The organism is Aeromonas sp. PrichA-15 (genome assembly GCF_017939245.1).
GTDB classification, from domain to species: Bacteria; Pseudomonadota; Gammaproteobacteria; order Enterobacterales; family Aeromonadaceae; genus Aeromonas; species Aeromonas caviae.
The window spans coordinates 31606-51447 of record NZ_JAGKRH010000048.1 but is presented as its reverse complement, the minus strand read 5'-3'; the positions used below and the strand labels follow the sequence as shown (position 1 = coordinate 51447).

The window sequence follows — 19842 nt, the reverse complement described above, 5'->3', positions numbered from 1 at the left end:
CTCACAAGAGGGTAATACTATGCGTTCTATCGACTTTTCTCCGCTCTATCGTTCTGCCATCGGTTTCGATCGTCTGGCCACTCTCATCGAATCTGCCGCCAGCAATGGCAATGCCGGCTATCCCCCCTACAACATCGAGCAGCTGGGTGACAGCGACTACCGCATCAGCATGGCGGTGGCGGGCTTTACCCAGGAAGAGCTGGAGCTGAGCTTCCAGGAAAATCTGCTGACGGTGAAGGGCAGCAAGCAGGCCGACACCGAGCGCAACTACCTCTATCAGGGGATCGCCGAACGCGGCTTCGAGCGTCGCTTCCAGCTGGCCGACTATGTGCGGGTGAAGGGGGCCGACCTGAAGAACGGTCTGCTGCACATCGACCTGGTGCGCGAAGTGCCCGAGGCGATGAAGCCCCGCAAGATCGAGATCAACGGCTGACAGCCTGACCTCGTTGCATTGCTGATGTTTCCCGGGTGCCGATGGCGGGCCCGTGGAGAGTAAACCCTGTTGCTTTATAGAAGGATAGGATCATGCGTAACCTCGATTTTTCTCATCTCTATTCCAATGCCGTCGGCTTCGAGCGGATGGCCCGCGAGCTGGAAGGCCTGTTCGATCAGAAGACCTCGGCCTACCCCCCGTACAACATCGAAAAGCGGGATGACGACAGCTACCTCATCACGGTTGCCGTGGCCGGTTTCGATCGCAATGAGCTGGAGCTGGAGACCGAAAACGGTACCCTCAAGGTGAAGGGGCGCAAGGTCGCCACCATGGGCGAGCGCCAGTTCCTCCATCAGGGGATCGCCGAGCGGGACTTCGAGCTCGCCTTCAAGCTGAGCCAGCACGTGGAAGTGCAGGGGGCCAGGCTGGAGCACGGTCTGCTGACCATAGAGCTGGCCCGGGAGCTGCCGGAAGCGCTCAAGCCCCGTGCCATCCCCATCGGCAAACCCGATCAGCTGGCACTGCCCGGTTAAACAACATCGCTGACCACCTGATAGAAAAGAGGCCTGCATCTGCAGGCCTCTTTTTTTCATGCCGAAGGGGGAATCAACCGGCGTAGAGGGCGTTGATCTCGTCGGCCAGGATGGCGATGCCGCGACGCACCAGATCTTCGCTCTGGGCATAGTTGAGGCGGATGCACTCCTGGCTGTGGCGCCACTCGGGGTCGTCGATGCCGGGGAAGAAGTAGTGGCCGGGCACGATCAGCAGGTTCTTCGCCTTCAGTCGCTCATACAGCTCCTGGCAGTGGATCGGCAGGTTTTCGAACCAGAGCCAGAGGAAGAGGGCTCCCTCCGGCTTGTGGATGTGGAAGCGCGGATCCGGAATGGCCTCGCGCAGCAGCTGGACCGCGAAGGTGGCTTTCTGCTGGTAGAAGGGTTTCACCACCTGTTCGCTCAGGGTGATGATGTCACCGCTCTCGATCATCGGAATGGTGATGGCCGGACCCAGGCTGCCCGGCGCCAGATTGATGATGCCGCTCAGGTTGGTGATGGCCCGGATGATCTTCTCGTCGGCGATGACGATGCCGCAACGGGTGCCCGGCAGGCCGAGCTTGGAGAGGCTCATGCAGAGGATGGTGTTGGCGTTCCAGAACGGCTTGGCGTCGCTGAAGATGATGCCGGGGAAGGGCACGCCGTAGGCATTGTCGATGAGCAGCGGGATCCCCTTGTCACGGGCGATCTGATCGAGGTGCTCGATCTCCTCGTCGGTGAGCACGTTGCCGGTGGGGTTGGTCGGCCGGGAGACACAGATCACCCCGATGTCGTCGCCCACCTGCAGGCTCTCGAAATCCACGTGGTATTTGAACTGGCCGTCGGGCAGCTTCTCGATGGTGGGCTTGTAGGCGACGAAATGATCGTACGAGAGGGCCGAGTCGGCATAGCCGATGTATTCGGGGGCCAGGGGGAACAGCACCTTCTTCTTGCGACCGTCGGCGAACTCGCCGGCCAGCAGGTTGAACAGATAGAAGAAGGCGTTCTGGCTGCCATTGGTCAGGGCGATGTTGCGGGCGGAGATCTCCCAGCCCAGCTCCTTGCTGAGCAGGGTCGCCAGCGCCTTGGTGAACCTGTCCTTGCCCTGGGGGCCATCGTAGTTGGCCATGGCCTTGATCAGTTCGCCGTTGTCGAGCAGGGTATTGGCCTCGGCCTGAAAGCGTTCCAGCATGGCGGGGATGGGGGCCGGATTGCCGCCTCCCAGCATGATGGCGTCGGGATTCAGCAGCCCTTGATTGAGGTCGTCCATGAGTTGGGTAATACCGGCGTGGCGAGTGAACTTCTCGCCGAACAAGGAGAATTCCATTCGGTGGCAAATCCAGAGTCAGTTAAGGGGGGAGCTAGCACCATAGCTCACTTCAAAAGCGGGTGTCGATCAAAAAAACGGGGCGTTTCACGTGGAACAGGGTTGCCATGATGGAGGTGGTAAAAAAAACCATTTATAGGTTTTAAAATAACCAATATTCGATTCAGGAAGGGGGGTGGTAGCATCAAAAAATCATTTATATCAATAAAATCATGTTGTTATAAATCTGGCACAACTATTGGAATAGTTATGTGGTCATCTCAACCACACCGGAGCACGCCAGATGAAGATCCTGATCGCTACCCTGATTGCCAGCAGCCTGAGCCTGAATGCCATGGCCGCCGAGAACCCCAGACCCGAGCTGGACAGCGCCGCCCTGCAGCAGGAGATGCTGGCCTTGCAGCAGCAGGCTTCCCATGACGTGGTGGCAGAGGCCATCCACAACCTCAAGCCGCTGGCCCTGGAGACCCTGGTGGTGGAGGCGAGCTCGGCCGATGCGACTCATCCCGAGAGCTGAGGTAGCGCAAGGGGGTCTGCCCCGTGTGCTGCCTGAAGAAGGCGATGAAGGCGCTGTCGCTGGCGAACTCCAGGGCAGCGGCCACCCGGCTGATGGGCTCGGCTTCGGCCAGCAGTTCCATGGCCCGCAGCAGTCGCCACTGCTGGCGCCAGGCCTGGTAGCTCATGCCGGTCTCCCGCATGAAGATGCGGCCTATGGTCTTGTCACTGGCACCCACCCGTTCGGCCAGCCGGTTGAGCCGATCGGGCAGGGTGTCACCCCGCTTTATCTCCTGCAGCCAGCCGGTCAGACGTCCGTCTGACGGCAGCGGCAACTGCCAGGATTCCCGCGGCGCTTGCGCCAGCTCTTCTTTCAATAATGCCAGTGTGCAGGTTTGCTCTGCTTCCGGCTTGTCCCAGGGCCAGAGCGCCATCCGCTCGATGATCTCCCGCAGCAGCGGGTTGACCGCCAGCACCGCCATCTCGTTTGGCAACGCGGGCTCCGGCTGGAAGTAGAGGGAGCGATAGGCCACTACCCCGCGCATCAACACCCGGTGGGGCAGACCTGCTGGCAACCAGGCCGCTCGCGTCGGCGGCAGCAGGCAGACCTGATCGTCCAGCTCTATGGTCATGCAGCCTGCCTGGGCGAACAGCAGCTGGTGGCGCTGGTGCTGATGGCGGCCGGAGTCGTGCCAGCCGAGGGCGGCGGCAATACCGATGGCGCTGCCGTCGTGCTGGTCCGGATCAAAGGGGTGATCGGGAAGAATAAAGGCCATGTGTCCGATTCTTGCTATTTATAGTCCGCCTTATTGTAATCGGACATGTTATCCCTCTCTAGAATGGCGACCTCTTGTGAAGGAGGTGTGTCATGAACAACAGGTTGCCACCGCGCTGGCTGGTGGTCGGATTGATGATGTTTCCCCAGATAGTGGAGACCATCTACAGGCCGGTGCTGACCCATATCGCCACTGAGTTTCGGGTGAGCGAGTGGAAGGCGTCCCAGACCCTGTCGGTCTATTTTCTGGCGTTTGCGGCGGGCGTGGTCTGCTGGGGCCGACTGTGCGATCTCATCGGGCGGCGTCCCGCCATGCTGGCGGGGTTGCTGACCTATGGCGCCGGCACCCTGCTGGCGTTGCTGGCTACTCAATTTGAAACCCTGCTGCTGGCCCGGGTCATCGCGGCCTTCGGCGCCGCCGTGGGTTCCGTGGTGACCCAGACCATGCTGCGCGACAGCTATCAGGGCAGCGATCTGGCGCGGGTCTTTTCGGTGATGGGCATCGCGCTCTCCCTGAGTCCTGTGCTGGGGCTGGTGAGCGGTGGCCTGCTGGCTGATGGCTTGGGTTATCTCGGGGTATTCGGCGCCCTGCTGGCGCTGGCAATTGGCTTGTTGCTGATGGCTTGCTGGCAACTGCCGGAAACCCGCCCGGCCACCACCCAAAGGGTCGCACTCTGGCCACTGGCCTGCCGGATGGTGCGTGATACCGGCTTGTGGCGCAGCGCCGCCCTGGTCGCCCTGTTCAACACCATGCTGTTCGGCTACTACAGCCTGGCGCCGTTTCTGTTTGCCAGTCTGGGGTTGAGCGCGGGGGAATTTGGTTACTCCGGCATCGTGCTGGCGCTGGCGACCCTGGTGGGCAGCCTGCTCAACAAGCGTCTGCTGGGCCGTGGCTGGACGCCTGCCTCGTTAATACGGCTCGCCGCCGTGCTGGCGCTGGGTTCGGGTTGGCTGGTGTGGGCCAGTCAGGCATTGCTCTGGTTTCTGCTGCCCATGACGGGAGTGGTGATCGCGTTCGGGCTGGCTATCCCCAATGTGCTGAGCCAGGCGCTGCTGGCCTATCGGGAGGTGGCGGGCAGTGCCGGGGCCCTGTTCGGGCTCGGTTACTACCTGTTGCTCAGCCTGGGGTTGGCGGTTGCCGCCAGCTTGCAGGATCTCGGGCTGCTGCTCGGGGGATGCGGTCTGCTGGCCCTGTGCTGCGGTTGGCGTCGTTCCACGTGAAACATCAGCTGCCGATAAAACGGTAGCCGATGCCGGCTTCAGTTTCGATCAGGGTGGGTTGCTGGGGGTTATCTCCCAGCTTCTTGCGCAGGCTGGCGATGACGATGCGCAGGTAGTGAGTGTCCTCCTTGTGGCTCGGTCCCCAGATGTCGATGAGCAGCTGGGTCTGTTGCACCAGCTTGCCGGGGTGGCACACCAGCGCCTGCAACAGGGCGAACTCCTTGCGGGAGAGGGGGATCTCCTCGCCCTGCAGGGTCACCTTGTGGCTGTTGCTATCCAGGGTCAGGCCACAGTGGGGGAAGTGTCGACACTCGCCGCTGGTGGCACCGACTCGCTGGCGCAGCAGCACCCGGATACGGGCCATCATCTCCCCGACGCCGAACGGCTTGCTCATGTAGTCGTTGGCCCCCGCATCCAGCAGCCGCACCTTCTCCTGCTCGGAGTCCCGCGCCGAGAGCACCAGCACGGGATTGGCGTGGTGCTCGCGGATGGCGTGCAGGATTTGGATACCATCGCCATCCGGCAGGCCCAGATCCAGGATCACCAGGTCGGGGTTGAGGTGGCGATACTGCGCCATCCCCTCGGTGACGCCGACCGCCTCGCTCACCTGATGTCCCTCGGCGATCAGGCTGATCCGCAAAAAACGGCGGATGGCCGCCTCATCGTCGATGACCAGTATGTGAGCCATTCAGCCTCCCGTTTGCTGATTGAAAAGGGCGGCGACCATCAGGCCGCCGGTGCGTTGAGGGCCAGCGGCAGGGAGATGCGCATGCAGGTGCCGTTGCCGTTGGGGCCGGCGAATGCCCAGATACGGCCGCCGTGGACCTCTATCATAGCGCGGGAAATGGCGAGGCCAAGCCCGGTGCCGCGGCTGCCGCAGTCGCCGACCGGCTGGGTGTAGAAGAGGTTGAAGATCTTGTCCCGATCCGACTCGGCGATGCCGACCCCGATATCGATGATGTCGATGATGAGGTCGGGGTCCGCCAGCATCACCTTGAACTCGATGGGGGTGCCGGCCGGTGAGTAGCGGGAGGCGTTGTCGAGTATGTTGACCAGCACCTGCTCGATCAGGGCGCCGTGCACATAGAGCCGGGGGATCTGCTGATCGAAGTGCACCAGCAGCTTGTGCTGGCGCCAGGAGGAGTCGAGCCGGCGGCGGGCGCTCTCCACCAGGTCCGCCAGGTCGACCCAGTCCCGTTTCAACTGGAAGTCCGGTGAGCCGATGCGGGTCATGTCCAGCAGGTTCTGCACATAGCCGTGCAGGCGGCGCGCCTCGTCCTGCACCGAGTGCAGCAGTTCGATGCGGTCCTCCGCACTTATCCGGTCCCCGTATTCCAGCAGGGTGCTGCCGGCCCCCATGATGGTGGCCAGCGGCGTCTTCAGGTCGTGGGAGACCGAGGAGAGCAGGGCGGCGCGCATCCGGTCGGTCTCCGCCTGCAACTGGCTGTCCGCCAGCCGCTCGTTGAGATCGATCCGCGCCAGGGCGGCGCGGATATCGGTGAGCAGGGCCTGCAGCTGGTGCTCGGCGGCGGAGGTGAGCGGGCTGGCCAGCCGGATGCCCAGCACCAGGTCATCGCCGAGGTGATGATACTGGGCCTCGGCGGCGTTGAGGGTGGCGGTATGGGCACCGGCACTCTGTTTCTGGGCCAGGCACCAATCAATGGCGGCCTTGTCTGTCTGGCCCGGCCCGGTCTGGGTGTCACCGGCCCGGTACTGGTAATCCCCATCGAGCGCGAACACGGGCTGCCCAAGGGCGAGGGCGATGGCCTGGGTTCCCTGTCTCAGCACGTCCACCGGGCTGCTGGCGGTGGCCAGCCCCTGGCTCAGGGAGAGCAGGGCGTTACCGAGCTGCTGGGTCTCGCGCAGACTGACCAGTTGCTGACGCTGGCGGGAGGCGAGGCGCCCGGCCGCGATGCCGACGATGAGCAGCACGAACAGGGTGAGCAGGTCGCTGTGGCTGGCCACGCTCAGGGAGAAGTAGGGGAAGGTGAACAGCAGATTGTGGCCGACGAAGCCCAGCACGGCGGCCAGGATGGCGGGGACCAGGCTGGTGGTGAGCGCGGTGGCCAGCACCCCCAGCACGAACAGCATGGGCAGGGAGGCGGGGGGCAGCCAGTGGGAGAGGGCCCAGACCACGGCCGAGGTCCCCCCCATGATGGCCACCGCGAGCAGGCTCTGGCGAAGCTCACCCGGGCCTGCCGTAGGCAGGGTCAGGCCGGGCTTGCGCTTCTCGGTATCCACCAGCGTGATCTCGAATCCCTGCGCCTGTTTGAGCAGGTGCTGTACCAGGGATCGACGCCAGGGCGGGTTGCGGGATTTGCCGAGCAGCAATTGGGAGACCTGCTGCTGTTCGGCGGTTTCCAGCAGGGCATCGGCCACGGCCGGGCTGGAGAGGGTCAGCACCCTGGCCCCCAGCTGGGAGGCGAGGGCCAGCGCCTGCTCCAGCTCGGGGGAGCGCTGCCCCTTGCTGTCGATGTGCGCCACCAGCCAGGGCAGTTGCCTGCGCTGGGCGAAGCGGTGGCCGTAACGCACCAGGGCGGCGCCGTGCTCATCCCCGATGCAGACCATCAGCTTGCCCCGCAGCGGCAAGGTGGTCTTGCCGGCCGCCTGCCACTGCAACTGCAGATCCCCCTCCACGTGGCTGGCGGCGGTCTGCATTGCCAGCTCCCGCAGGGCGGTCAGGTTGTTGAGGGAGAAGAAGGACTGCAGGGCGGCCTTGGCCTGGTGGGGCACATAGACCTTGCCCTCCTTGAGGCGGCCGAGCAGCTCCTTGGGGGGGAGGTCTATCAGCACCAGGCTGTCGGCCTCCAGCAGCACCTGATCCGGCAGGGTCTCCTTGACCCTGACCCCGGTCAGCTGCCACACCAGATCGTTGAGGCTCTCCAGGTGCTGCACGTTGAGGGTGGTGTAGACATCGATGCCGGCACCGAGCAACTCCTCCACATCCTGCCAGCGCTTCTCGTGGCGGCTGCCGGAGGCGTTGCTGTGGGCCAGCTCGTCCACCACGGCGATGGCGGGTTTTCGCGCCAGCAGACCGTCCAGATCCATCTCCTCCAGTCGCTGCTGGCGGTGCAGGTGAAGCTTGCGCGGCTGGATGGCGAGCTTGTCGAGCAGGGCCAGGGTCTCCTGGCGGCCGTGGGTCTCCACCACCCCGATCAGGATGTCGACTCCCTCCCTGGCCTGCTCCCGCACCGCCTGCAGCATGGCGTAGGTCTTGCCGACGCCGGGGGCCGCGCCGAGAAACACCTTCAGCTTGCCCCTGTGCTCCTGCTCCAGGCTCGCCAGCAGGGCGTCTGCCCTCACTTCATCACGCATCCCCGTGCTCCCGTTGCATCGGCCGAACTGCGGCCGTGACCTCATTGCTCATGCTTGTCCCCGTTGTCGAAAGGGAGCCTTCCCGAACGGCAAGGAGCGCCCTCAGGCGCCCTTTTGATGATCGAGTTGCAGGTTCAACTGGAGAATGTTGACCACCTGCGGGCCAAGGATACCAGCTTGTGCCGCCGACTTGACCTGCTCCGTCAACTGAACGGGATCCAGCCCCCGTTGCCCGGCGACCCTATCCACCTGGGCCAGCGCTGCATCGAGGGGCAGATGGGGATCGAGGCCGGAGGCGGAGCGGGTCAGCAGGGCGGGGACCCTGGCTTCCGGCTGCGCCCTGACCGCAGCTGCGGCAAACTCGGCCCGAAGGGGCGAGCTCATCCCCAGGTTGCTTCCGCCGCCACCTATGGTGGCGAAATCGCTGGCGGAGGGGCGGGAGTGGAAGTAGTCGGCCCGCTCGAACTTCTGTGCCAGCAGGGCGCTGCCGACCACCTGCTGTTTGGCGTTGGTGAGCAGGCTGCCGTTGGCCTGCCAGGGGAAGAGCAGCTGGGCCAGCCCGGTGACGACCAGCGGATACGCTACCCCCAGCAGCAGGGTCAGGGTCAGCAGGGTTCTGATTGCTATCATGATTTTCTTGCTCCAAATGCGTTGGGTGGATGCGGGTCTGTCCCGCATCCGGTGTGCCGTTACACCAGCCCCAGGCCGGTGATGACCAGGTCGATCAACTTGATGCCTATGAAAGGCACTATCAGGCCGCCGACGCCGTAGATCAGCAGGTTGCGGCGCAGCAGGCTGGCGGCCGAGCCCTGCAGGCTGACCCCGCGCAGGGCCAGCGGCACCAGCGCGACGATGATCAGAGCGTTGAAGATGATGGCCGACAGGATGGCGCTCTCGGGGCTGCCCAGCTGCATCAGGTTCAGCACCCCCAGCTGCGGATAGGCGGCGATAAACAGGGCCGGCAGGATGGCAAAGTACTTGGCCACGTCGTTGGCGATGGAGAAGGTGGTCAGGGCGCCGCGGGTCACCAGCAGCTGCTTGCCCACCAGCACCACGTCCAGCAGCTTGGTGGGGTTGGAGTCGAGATCCACCAGGTTGCCAGCCTCCTTGGCGGCCTGGGTCCCCTCGTTCATGGCCAGGCCCACGTCGGCCTGGGCCAGCGCTGGTGCGTCGTTGGCGCCGTCCCCGCACATGGCGACCAGCCGGCCGTCGGCCTGCTCCTGACGGATGTAGGCCAGCTTCTTCTCCGGCGTCGCCTCGGCGATGAAGTCGTCCACCCCAGCCTCGGCGGCGATGGCGGCGGCGGTCAGCGGGTTGTCACCGGTGATCATCACGGTGCGGATCCCCATGTGGCGCAGGATCTGGAAGCGTGCCTTGATGCCTGGCTTGATGATGTCCTTGAGGAACACTACCCCCAGCAGCTTCTCGTGTGTGCAGACCAGCAGCGGGGTACCGCCCTGGCGGGCGATGTTGTCCACCGATTTGAGGATGAGCTCGGGCACCGCCTTGCGATCGAGCGAGAGGTAGCGCAGCACCGCGTCTACCGCCCCCTTGCGATAGTGATGGCCGTTGCGATCCAGCCCGCTCAGCCGGGTCTCGGCGCTGAAGGGGATGAGGATGTCGCTCTCCAGCTGGCTCGGCTTGGTGTGGCTCTTGCCCGCCAGGGTCAGGATGGATTTGCCCTCCGGGGTATTGTCACCGAGCGAGGCCAGCATGGCGGCCTGGGCCAGCAGGGAGGGGTCCACGCCGGGGGCCGGGATCAGCTCGTCCGCCATCCGGTTGCCGAAAGTGATGGTGCCGGTCTTGTCCAGCAGCAGGGTGCGCACGTCGCCGGCGGCTTCCACCGCCCGGCCCGACTTGGCGATCACGTTGAGCTTCACCAGCCGGTCCATGCCGGCGATGCCGATGGCGGAGAGCAGACCGCCGATGGTGGTCGGGATCAGGGTGATGAACAGCGCCAGCAGATAGAGCCGGGGCACCTGGGTACCGTTGTAGTCGAGGAACCAGGGCAGGGTGGCCACTACCAGCAGGAAGATCAGGGTCAGCCCCACCAGCAGGGCGTCCAGCGCCATCTCGTTGGGGGTCTTCTGCCGCTTGGCTCCTTCCACCAGGGCAATCATGCGATCCAGCGTGCTTTCGCCCGGGTTGTTGCTGATGTGCACCCAGATCTGGTCGGAGACGACGGTGGTGTTGCCGGTCACGCCGCTGCGGTCGGTGCCCGACTCGCGGATGACGGGGGCGGATTCGCCGGTGATGGCCGCCTCGTTGACCGAGGCGATGCCGGCGACCACTTCGCCGTCGGCGGGGATCATTTCGCCGCTGCGCACCAGCACCAGATCGCCCTTGAGCAGGCTGGTGGCCGGCACCCACTCGCCCTTGTCATCCTGCGGGCTGGTGACCCGACGAGCCTTGAGCTGGCTCATGCCGGCCTTCAGACTGTCGGCCCGCGCCTTGCCGCGCCCCTCGGCCAGGGTCTCGGCGAAGTTGGCAAACCAGAGGGTGAGCCAGAGCCAGGCGGTCAGCTGCCAGGCCAGAGAAGGAGCGACGCCGGAGAGCGGTTGCCCCAGCAGCGACTCCAGGGTCGCCATCACGGCCGCCAGCCAGAGAGTGAACAGGATGGGGCTGCCCAGCAGTGCCCTGGGGTTGAAGCGATAGAGGGCTTCCACCATGGCCTGCAGGATCTGTGATTTCTGTTTCTTGCCCTTCACCTGAATGGTGTCGGTGCTCATTGAAGCGGACTTGCTCATTGGAAAGCTCCCAGCATCGAATAGTTGGTCACGCAGATCAGTCGGGTGTGCAGCATCAGAAGGCACCTCCCAGCAGGCTCAGGTGTTCCGCCACCGGGCCCAGCGCCAGCACCGGCAGGAAGGAGAGACCCCCCATCAGCAGCACGGTGACGATCAGCAGGGTGATGAAGAGCGGGCCGCTGACGGGGAAGTCCCCTTCACTTCGCTCCTGACGAGGGGCGCGGGCCAGCTGGCCGGCGATGGCCAGCACGGGGATGATGTAGCCGAAGCGACCGAGCAGCATGGCCAGCCCGATGGCGATGCACTGCCAGCTGTCGGCGGCGGCAAAGCCGGCGAAGGCGGAGCCGTTGTTGCCGGCGGCCGAGGCGTAGGCATAGATCAGTCGTGACAGGCCATGGGGGCCATCGTGACCGATGACGGTGGCGGAGTCCGGCATCAGCAGGGTAATGCCGCCGATCACCAATACCCCGACCGGCATCACCAGCATGCTGGCGACCACCCACTTCATCTCGGTGATGCCGAGCCGTTTGCCCAGATAGGTCGGGGTGCGCCCCACCATCAGGCCGCACAGGAACACGGTGAGCAGCACGAACAGCATCATGCCGTAGATGCCGGCGCCGACGCCGCCGAACACCACTTCACCCAGCAGCATGTTGATCATGCCGACCATGCCGGCGAGCGGGGCGAAGCTGTCGTGCATGGCGTTGACCGAGCCGTTGGAGGCGGCGGTGGTGGCCACCTCCCAGATGCTGGACAGCACGGGGCCGAAGCGGCTCTCCTTGCCTTCCCAGTTGCCGGCTTCGCTGGTGAGGTGGGCGAGGGCGGGATCTGGTTTCAGCTCCTGGCCGATGGCGAGACAGAGCCCCAGCACCAGCATGATGGTCATGGCGATGAGGATGGCGCGGCTGTGGGCCAGATCCTTCACGTAGCGACCCAGGGTGCAGACCATGGCGGCAGCCAGGGTCAGCAGGGCGACCATCTCCAGCCAGTTGGAGAGGGCGGTGGGGTTTTCGAACGGATGGGCCGAGTTGATGCCGAAGAAGCCGCCGCCGTTGGAGCCGAGCTGTTTGATGGCGATCTGGGAGGAGGCCGGGCCGAGCGGCAGCAGCTGCTCCTGGCCTTCCAGTCCGTGGAACGGCAGGTAGGCCGACAGGCTCTGGGGTACCCCCTGCCAGACCAGCAGCAGCGCTAGGATCAGCGCCATCGGCAGCAGCACGTAGAGACAGAAGCGCACCAGATCCTGCCAGAAGTTGCCGAGGTGGGTGGTCTGCTGGCGGGCGATGCCGCGAAACAGGGCGATGGCGACGGCGGCGCCGGTGGCGGCGGAGACGAAGTTCTGGGTGGTGAGTCCCACCATCTGGCTGAAGTAGGAGAGGCTGGCTTCGCCGGAGTAGGCCTGCCAGTTGGTGTTGGTCATGAAGCTGACCGCGGTGTTGAAGGCGAGTTGCCAGTTCAGCCCGGGCAGTTGCTGCGGGTTGAGGGGCAGCAGCCCCTGCGCCAGCAGGATCAGGAACAGCAGGCCGAAGCCCGCGCCGTTGAAGGCCAGCAGGCTGAGGGCGTAGGACTTCCAGTCCTGCTCGCGCCCGTCCGTGCCGCAGCAGGCCAGGGTGGCGCGCTCAAGCGGGGCCAGCCAGCGACTCTTGCCTTCAAACACCCGATAGAGGTAGTTGCCAAGCAGAGGCGCTGGCAGCAGCACCAGCAGCACGAACGCGACGGGATAGATGATCTCTTGCCACATATCCGGTTCCTCACTCATGGGTGCGCGCGAGGGCGCGCAGCAGATAACCCGCGAGGGCGAGGACCAGCAGCAGATATAGCCAATTCATAACGACTCCGTTGAGGTAATTAGCGTCAGGGATCGATGCATATCCGTGTCGATCCCATAGGTCTCATTGACGCTGAAAGGGTATGAAAAACGGGCGTAAAGGCGCCATAAAGCGGCCGGGAGCGGGCGTAAAATCGGCGTAAAGAAGGCGGGTGTTGCCGGCTGGTGGACGGGCAAGGCACAAAAAACCCGGCCTGGGCCCAATGCTGTTCACTTAAGAGAATTTGAGTTCCAGTCCACGTAGTATCAGGGCTAAAAAATGAGGGAGGCATGATGCCTCCCTCTTTCTATTGCAAGCCACGCTGGATAAAGGCTGAAGGAACATCGACTGGAAACAGCCTTGCTCCCCCAACTCAAGTCGCATTTATGAATAATTAGTCAAAAATGTGCTTATCTGAACAGCATTGCGGCCTGGGCCGGGTTGTGCAGTAAGTGGTTGAAGCTGGCCTGATAGTGACAGGCCAGCTTCAACCATGCTTATCGCATTGTCACAAACTCTTCCGCGCTGGTGGGATGGAGAGTGTAAACACAGTTGTAGAAGCTGGTCTGATAATGACAGGCCAGCTTCAACCCCGCTTATCGCATGGTCACAAACTCTTCCGCACTGGTTGGATGAATGGCGACGCAGTTGTCGAAGTCCGCCTTGGTGGCGCCCATCTTCATGGCGACGCCGAAGCCTTGCAGGATCTCGTCCATGGCGAAGCCGATGCCGTGCAGGCCGACTACCTTCTCTTCCGGCCCGACGCAGACCAGTTTCATCCGGGTGGGCTGGCGATGCTGGGTCAGGGCCGAGTACATGGCGGTGAACTGGCTGCGGTAGACCTTCACCTGATCTTCCCCGTATTCGGCGACGGCTTCCGGCTCAGTCAGGCCGATGGTGCCGATGGGCGGGTGGCTGAACACCACGGTCGGCACCAGCTCGTAGTTGAGGTGCTCGCCCGGCTTGTTGTTGAACAGCCGCTCCGAGAGGCGGCGGCCTGCCGCAACAGCCACCGGGGTGAGCTGGATGCGGCCGGTGTTGTCACCGACGGCATAAAGGTTGGCGACGGCGGTGTTCTGGAACTTGTCTGTGGGGATGAAGCCCTTCTCGTCCAGGGTGATGCCGGTGGCAGCCAGATTGAGGTTGTCGGTGGCGGGCACGCGACCGATGGCCCAGATGAGGCAGTCCACGGTGAGGTGGCGACCATCTTCCAGTTGCAGGGTCAGGCTGTCGTCGGCGTTCTTGATGACGGCCTTGGGAATGGCGTGGGTGTGCAGCTTGGGCCCTTCCTGCGCCATGATCTCCACCAGGGTCTCGTGGATCATGGGGTCGAAGTTGCGCAGCGGCGCATGTTTGCGCACCACCAGATGGGTCTCGGAGCCAAGTGCCTGCATCACGCCAGCGATCTCCACGGCGATATAGCCGGCACCCACCACGGCAACCCGTTTGGGCTGGCTTTGCAGGTCGAAGAAACCGTCGGAGTCGATACCCAGTTCGGCGCCCGGAATGGTCGGGACCTCGGGGCGGCCGCCGGTGGCAATCAGGATGTGATCGGCGCTGTAGTGCTCGCCGTTCACCTCGACGGTATGGCTGTCGACGAAGCGGGCGAAGCCCTTGATGACGGTGATCTGGTTCTTGCCCAGCACGTTCTGGTAGGACTGGTGAATGCGCCCGATATAGGCCTGACGGGATTCGACCAGCTTGGCCCAGCTGAAGTGGTTGAGCGTGGTGTCGAAGCCGTAGTCGGCGCCATATTTCAGGGCATCGGCGATCTGGCCTGCATACCACATGGCCTTCTTCGGTACGCAGCCGACGTTGACGCAGGTGCCACCCAGCTCTTTGGCTTCGATCAGGGCGACTTTCTTGCCGTACATGGCTGCCCGGTTGGCCGAGGCGATGCCGCCGCTGCCGCCACCGATGGCGATGTAGTCAAAATGCTGTGCCATTGCGAGGTTCTCCGCTCGTTAAGAATGCAGTCACAGCATGATGGGGACAAAGCGGCCGGCCCACAAGAGCCGGTGCTCAGTTCTGCTGGATGGGCAGGCGAATGTGGAACTGGGCGCCCTGGCCCGGTTCGCTGGCGCAGTGGATGCGGCCGCGCAGCAGCTGGACCACCAGGTTGTAGATGATGTGAGTGCCGAGCCCGCTGCCACCCTGGCCCCGCTTGGAGGTGACGAAGGGATCGAAGATGCGCGGCAGTATCTCCGGGGGGATGCCGCGGCCGTTGTCACTGTAGTCGATGACCAGCTCGTCTCCCTGCTGCGCCACCTGGATGGTGATCTTTCTGGGCCTGTCCCAGCCATCGAAACCGTGATGGATGGAGTTGAGGATCAGGTTGGAATAGATCTGGGTGAAGCTGCCCGGGAAGGAGTAGATGCTCAGCTTGGGATCGCACTGGATGTCCACCTCGCACTGGGCCTTCTTGAGCTTGTAGCCGAGGGAGACCACCACCTGATGCAGGTTGTCGGCGAGGCTGAAGTTGTAGCGGGCCTCGGAGGACTGATCGACCGCTACCTGCTTGAAGCTGGCGATGAGCTCGGAAGCGCGGCGCAGGTTGCCTTGCAGCAGTTGCATCGACTCGTCGAGATTCTGGGTGAATTCGTTGAGGTAGGTGCGGGAGAGCTGCTTGGCCTCGATATGCTGCTTGAAGTCGGCCACTCGCTCCTGCAGGTAGGAGGAGGCGGTGACGCTGATGCCGATGGGGGTGTTGATCTCGTGGGCCACGCCGGCAACTAGGGAACCGAGCGAGGCCATTTTCTCCGACTCCACCAGGGTCTGCTGGGCCTGCTTGAGATCGTCATAGGCCTTGCCCAGCTGGTCGTTGGCATCGCTCAGGCTGCGGGTGCGTTCCGCCACCTTACCTTCCAGCTGCTCGTTGAACAGGGTGATCTCCCGCTCCACCTTCTTGAGGGGGGTGATGTCATAGCCAAAGCCGATCAGGTACTTGAGGTTGGGCCCCTCGTAGAAGGGAGCGAAGGTCCACTGCAGTACCAGCTCGTTGCCCTGATGGTCGTGCATGGTGATCTCCCTGTCCTCCAGGGCGCCCTGATCGGCCAGGGTGGCGGCCAGCTCGTTACGCTGCTCCTTGCTGACGAAGAGATCCAGCCAGTTGTGCTGCAACAGCTCCTGGTGGTGATAGCCGGTGAGCAGGATGGCCGCCGGGTTGATGCTGGCGATGTTGAGATCAGGCTCCATGCAGCAGATGACCATGTTGGCGGAGTTGATCAGGGTGGCGGAGAAGTCCCGCTCCTGCTGGAGCTGATCGGCGGCCTGATGGCGGGCCGTGAACTCGTCGTTCAGCCGGGTGCGCATCTGGTTGAGGGTGGCGGCCAGGGTATCGAATTCGTCAGGGGACTTGCGGGGCAGGGGGCGACCTTCCAGGGTCAGCTCTACCGCGAGGCGATCCAGGCTCAGTTTCTGGGCATAGCTGACGATGCGGTTGATATGACGGATCACCAGATAGTAGATGATGACCAGGATGCAGAACGAGACGACCAGGGTCTTGATGGTCTGGCTGACCAGGATTAGCACGGATTTCTCGATGAGGCGCTGGTAGACCTGCTCCAGGGAGGCGGCGACGAAAAGCTTGCCGACCACTTCCCCCTGATAGCTCAGGGTGAACTCGCGGGAGATGTCGTATTGGGGCTGCTCCACCCCCTGGGTGAGCAGGGGCACTTCCGAATTGCCCAGCATCTCCTTGACCATGACGAACTGCATGTTGGGCAGGTTCATGATGCCCTCGATCTGCACCTTCACCTGCTCTTCATCCAGATTCCAGAGACTGGCCGAGATGGGTTGCAGGAAGGAGGCCTCGATCTGGCCGATGCTGGCCTCGATGACGGTCACATCCTTGTTGTAGTCCCAGGCGAGCTGAAGCACGGTGATGAGCAGTGCCAGCACCGTACTGCAGATCAGAATGTAGGAAAGCAGACGATAAGAGAGTCCGTTAAGGCCGACGGCCTTGGAGAAGATTCCTGACATGGCGTCCTTGCGGTCTGGATTGAGTGCGGTTTAGTTTAACTGCTTCATGGACTTATGTCGTGTGTCATCCAATGGATAAAAATAAGGCCCCTTTCGGGGCCTTGTTTGTGTGGGCTGGGATCAGTGACCACCCTTGGCTTTTGCCGGGATGGATTCGTCGAATTCCGGCAGCGGCTTGTGTTCGGATGCCAGGAAGGTGTAGATGACCGGCAGCACGAACAGGGTGAACAGGGTGCCGATGGCCAGACCCGCCACGATGACAATGCCGATGCTGAAGCGCTGTGCCGCCCCCGCACCCGAGGCATAGAGCAGCGGGATGAGGCCTGCGATCATCGCCGCCGTGGTCATCAGGATGGGGCGCAGACGGACCTTGGCAGCCTGCATCACGGCTTGCATCCGGTTCAGACCATGGAGCAGCTGCTCCTCCTTCGCCACCTCGCAGATCAGAATACCGTGCTTGGTAATCAGACCGACGAGGGTGATGAGACCGACCTGGGAGTAGATGTTCATGGTGGCCATGCCCCACGCCAGGGCGATCAGCGCGCCACTGATGGCCAGCGGCACCGACACCATGATGACCAGCGGGTCACGCACGGATTCGAACTGGATCGCCAGCACCAGGAAGATGATGGCCAGGGCCAGGGCGAAGGTGGCGTAGAGCGCATTCCCTTCGGTCACGAACTGGCGGGCTTCACCCATGAAGTCGTAACGATAGCCTTGGGGCAGCTTCTCTTCCGCGGTCGCCTTGAACCAGTTGATCGCATCCCCCATGGCCACGCCCGGTGCCGGTACGGCGCCGATGGTGGCGGAGTTAAGCTGGTTGAAGTGGGGCAGGGCACGGGGCTCTCCCTTCACTTCAATCTTGATCAGGCTGCCCAGCGGGATCGACTTGCCGTCGGCGGCACGCACGTAGTACCCCTTGATGGACTCGGGGTTGAGACGGAACTTGCGCTCCACCTGCGGGATCACCTCGTAGGAGCGGCCATCCAGGTCGATACGGTTGACGTAACCGTCCGCCATCATGGTGCCCATGGTGATGCCGATGTCCTGCATGGTGATGCCGTAGGCCCCCGCCTTGTCCTTGTCGATGCTGATCTTCATGGTGGCCGAGTCGTAGTTCAGATCGAGATCCGAATAGACGAACTGGCCGTTGGCCTGGGTTGCCGCCAGCATCTCACCCGCGATCAGGAACAGGCTCTCGAAGCTGTTCGGGGTGGTGATGACGAACTGGATGGGCAAACCGCTCGAGGCCCCCGGCAGTTCCGGGAACTGGAAGGTGGTGATGGCCATCCCGGGGATGTCCTTCACCAGACCGGCAACCCGATCCAGCACCTCTTTCTGGCTCGCTTCACGCTGGCTCCAGGGCACCATGGAGGCGATACCGAACGCCTGGTTGGAGTTGAACACCCCCGAGAAGACCTGGGAGTAAGCGATCTCCGGCTGGTCGTCCAGGACTTTGTTCACGTCCGCCATGGTGTTTTCGATGTAGTCCAGGTTGGCGTTGGAAGGGGCCGTCCCCAGCACCGCCATGACGCCTTTGTCCTCGGACGGGGCCAGCTCGCTCGGAATGAACTTGAACAGCAGCGGCAGGCTGGCGAACACGATGACGGCAAACAGGATGACCACGATGCGCTTTTGCATCACGGCATGGAGCATGGCGTCGTAGCGGGCCGTCATCCGGTCCAGCAGGTCGTGTACGGTACGCTCGAACTTGCCGGGCTCCTCGTTGGCCCTGAGCATCTTGGCGCACATCATGGGCGACAGGGTCAGGGCGATGATGCCCGAGACGAACACGGCGCCCGCCAGGGTCAGCGCGAACTCCTTGAACAGGGAGCCGGTGATGCCCCCCATCAGGGCGATGGGCGCATACACCGCCGCCAGGGTGACCGTCATGGCGATGACGGGCACGGCGATCTCCCGGGTACCTATGATGGCGGCCCGGAACGGCTCTTCCCCTTCCTTGATGTGACGATCGACGTTCTCCAGCACCACGATGGCGTCATCCACCACCAGACCGATGGCCAGCACCATCGCCAGCAGGGTCATGAGGTTTATGGAGAAGCCGAACATGTCCATCATCATCACCACGCCGATGAGGCTCAGGGGAATGGTGATGATGGGGATGATGACCGCCCGGAACGAACCGAGGAACAGGGTGATCACCACCAGTACGATGGCGGCCGCCTCCAGTATGGTCTTGATGACCTCGTGGATGGATTCGTTGATGGCGATGGTGGAGTCATACAGGACGTTCACCTGCATGGTGCTCGGCATGTTGCGCTTCAGGCTCGGCAGCAGCTCCAGCACATCGTGGGCGATGTTGATGGGGTTGGCTGTCGGGGCTGCGTTGATGGCCAGAACCACGGCTTCGCGGCCGTTGGCGCTGGCGCGATAGATGTCGTGGCTCTTCTCCAGGGAGACCTTGGCGATGTCGGAGAGACGGATCACCTTGCTGTCGCGGGTGGCGACCACCAGACGCTTGAGCTCTTCGATGTTGCCGACCTGGGTCTCGGCGTTGCCGTTGAACAGGGTGAAATAGCCGGTGGCCTGGCCGGTCGCGGACTGATAGTTGTTGCTGTTGAGCACCGTCATCACGTCGCTTGAGGTCAGGTCAAAGGCGGCCATCTTGGCCGGATCCAGCCACACCCTCAGGGCGAATTCGACACCGCCATACAGATCCACCTTGGAGACCCCGCCCACGGTAAACAGCTGGGGCTTGATGACCCGCTCCAGGTAGTCGGTGATCTGGCTGGAGTTGAGCTCCGGGCTGGTGAAGCCCATGTAGAGCACCGCCGTGGTGGAGCCGGTGGAGGAGGTGACCGAAGGGTCTTCCGCCTCTTTGGGCAACTGGGAACGCACCGAGTTGACCTTGGCCAGGATGTCGGACAGCGCGGCGTTCGGATCGGTGTTGAGCTTCATGTACGCCGTCACCGTGGAACTGCCCAGCTGGCTCGAGGAGGTCATGAAGTCGATGTTGTCGGCCTGGGCGACCGCCTGCTCCAGGGGCTGGGTGATGAAGCCCTGGATCAGATCCGCACTGGCGCCATAGTAGCTGGTGTTGACCGTGATGACGGTGTTGATCACCTCGGGGTATTCACGCACCTGCATCTTGAAGATGGCCTGGAAGCCCAGCAGGGCTATCAGGAAGCTGAGCGAGATCGCCAGCACAGGCCGTTTTATGAATATGTCAGTAAATCGCATCGCAGCTCTCCG

General features: G+C 63.1%; 14 protein-coding genes. 4 read left to right on the top strand and 10 right to left on the bottom strand.

Going from position 1 to position 19842, the window contains the following annotated elements; genetic code table 11:
* The first annotated feature begins 19 nt into the window (after positions 1–19).
* Positions 20–433, top strand: coding sequence for an Hsp20 family protein (locus J9889_RS08280; RefSeq protein ID WP_010672291.1), 414 nt, complete (start codon positions 20–22; stop codon positions 431–433).
* Between the two features lie 92 nt (positions 434–525).
* On the top strand, positions 526–966 hold the full coding sequence (locus J9889_RS08275) for an Hsp20 family protein (RefSeq protein WP_119197098.1): 441 nt from the start codon (positions 526–528) through the stop codon (positions 964–966).
* 73 nt (positions 967–1039) lie between these two features.
* Here the strand turns inward: J9889_RS08275 and J9889_RS08270 are convergent, their stop codons facing one another.
* A complete protein-coding gene (locus J9889_RS08270; protein ID WP_210556352.1) occupies positions 1040–2290 on the bottom strand; it encodes a valine--pyruvate transaminase in 1251 nt (416 codons plus the stop codon).
* Positions 2291–2573: 283 nt separating this feature from the next.
* On the opposite strand from J9889_RS08270, the gene J9889_RS08265 reads away from it, so the two are divergent.
* A complete protein-coding gene (locus J9889_RS08265) occupies positions 2574–2807 on the top strand; it encodes a hypothetical protein (protein ID WP_041214189.1) in 234 nt (77 codons plus the stop codon).
* Here J9889_RS08265 and J9889_RS08260 read toward each other — a convergent pair.
* Positions 2737–3561 (bottom strand): helix-turn-helix transcriptional regulator, encoded by an 825-nt coding sequence (locus tag J9889_RS08260; protein WP_103261040.1) that lies wholly within the window; start codon positions 3559–3561, stop codon positions 2737–2739. The genes J9889_RS08265 and J9889_RS08260 overlap by 71 nt on opposite strands.
* Before the next feature lie 92 nt (positions 3562–3653).
* Here J9889_RS08260 and J9889_RS08255 point away from each other — a divergent pair, with 92 nt between their 5' ends.
* Positions 3654–4781 carry a multidrug effflux MFS transporter gene (locus J9889_RS08255; RefSeq protein ID WP_210556349.1) on the top strand — a complete coding sequence of 376 codons (1128 nt, stop codon included), beginning with the start codon at positions 3654–3656 and terminating at the stop codon, positions 4779–4781.
* Between the two features lie 4 nt (positions 4782–4785).
* Here J9889_RS08255 and J9889_RS08250 read toward each other — a convergent pair whose 3' ends face one another.
* The 8 genes from J9889_RS08250 to J9889_RS08215 all read right to left on the bottom strand — a co-directional run bounded on the left by J9889_RS08250 (position 4786) and on the right by J9889_RS08215 (position 19830).
* Positions 4786–5469 carry a response regulator gene (locus J9889_RS08250; RefSeq protein WP_210556343.1) on the bottom strand — a complete coding sequence of 228 codons (684 nt, stop codon included), beginning with the start codon at positions 5467–5469 and terminating at the stop codon, positions 4786–4788.
* A 38-nt stretch (positions 5470–5507) separates the two neighbouring features.
* Positions 5508–8096 (bottom strand): sensor histidine kinase KdpD, encoded by a 2589-nt coding sequence (locus J9889_RS08245; RefSeq protein ID WP_210556341.1) that lies wholly within the window; start codon positions 8094–8096, stop codon positions 5508–5510.
* Between the two features lie 102 nt (positions 8097–8198).
* Positions 8199–8726 (bottom strand): K(+)-transporting ATPase subunit C, encoded by a 528-nt coding sequence (gene kdpC, locus J9889_RS08240; RefSeq protein WP_210556339.1) that lies wholly within the window; start codon positions 8724–8726, stop codon positions 8199–8201.
* Between the two features lie 59 nt (positions 8727–8785).
* A complete protein-coding gene (kdpB, locus tag J9889_RS08235) occupies positions 8786–10843 on the bottom strand; it encodes a potassium-transporting ATPase subunit KdpB (RefSeq protein WP_210556337.1) in 2058 nt (685 codons plus the stop codon).
* Positions 10844–10898: 55 nt separating this feature from the next.
* Positions 10899–12581 (bottom strand): potassium-transporting ATPase subunit KdpA, encoded by a 1683-nt coding sequence (gene kdpA / locus J9889_RS08230; RefSeq protein WP_210556333.1) that lies wholly within the window; start codon positions 12579–12581, stop codon positions 10899–10901.
* A 663-nt stretch (positions 12582–13244) separates the two neighbouring features.
* Complete coding sequence (gene gorA, locus J9889_RS08225) at positions 13245–14594, bottom strand: glutathione-disulfide reductase (RefSeq protein ID WP_210556331.1); 1350 nt, start codon at positions 14592–14594, stop codon at positions 13245–13247.
* Between the two features lie 76 nt (positions 14595–14670).
* Complete coding sequence (locus J9889_RS08220; RefSeq protein WP_210556329.1) at positions 14671–16629, bottom strand: ATP-binding protein; 1959 nt, start codon at positions 16627–16629, stop codon at positions 14671–14673.
* Positions 16630–16749: 120 nt separating this feature from the next.
* Positions 16750–19830: a multidrug efflux RND transporter permease subunit gene (locus J9889_RS08215; RefSeq protein WP_039040660.1), complete on the bottom strand. Its 3081-nt coding sequence runs from the start codon at positions 19828–19830 to the stop codon at positions 16750–16752.
* Positions 19831–19842 lie beyond the last annotated feature (12 nt).